A 421-nucleotide genomic window follows, 5' to 3' on the forward strand; every position below is an offset into this window, starting at 1 on the left:
AGCGCCGATGGTAGTTGGGGGTTTCCCCCTGTGAGAGCAGGACGCCGCCTGGCGAAAAATGAATAGCACATGCTGTTATTTTTTTTTGTGTGAATTATTGATTAATAATCCGAAAAATGATATTATTTCATAGTTGTCGTTGATTAATTAAATTATTCCGCAGTAGCTCAGTGGTAGAGCAATCGGCTGTTAACCGATTGGTCGCAAGTTCGAGTCTTGCCTGCGGAGCCATTGCTTTGCTTCCATAGCTCAGCAGGTAGAGTGCTTCCATGGTAAGGAAGAGGTCACCGGTTCGAGCCCGGTTGGAAGCTTACTGTTATTTCATGTAAGCCAATTATATATTTCGGCCCCTTGGTCAAGCGGTTAAGACACCGCCCTTTCACGGCGGTAACACGGGTTCGAATCCCGTAGGGGTCACCAT

3 tRNA genes are annotated in these 421 nt (G+C 46.8%); all 3 read left to right on the top strand.

The window, feature by feature from the left end:
- Positions 1 to 156: 156 nt before the first annotated feature.
- The 3 genes from NLX67_RS22660 to NLX67_RS22670 all read left to right on the top strand — a co-directional run bounded on the left by NLX67_RS22660 (position 157) and on the right by NLX67_RS22670 (position 420).
- A tRNA-Asn gene (locus tag NLX67_RS22660) sits at positions 157 to 231 on the top strand.
- 7 nt (positions 232 to 238) lie between these two features.
- A tRNA-Thr gene (locus tag NLX67_RS22665) sits at positions 239 to 311 on the top strand.
- A 34-nt stretch (positions 312 to 345) separates the two neighbouring features.
- A tRNA-Glu gene (locus NLX67_RS22670) sits at positions 346 to 420 on the top strand.
- The last annotated feature ends 1 nt before the right edge of the window (position 421 follow it).

The sequence above is a fragment of the Domibacillus sp. A3M-37 genome (assembly GCF_024213455.1).
GTDB classification, from domain to species: Bacteria; Bacillota; Bacilli; order Bacillales; family Domibacillaceae; genus Domibacillus; species Domibacillus tundrae.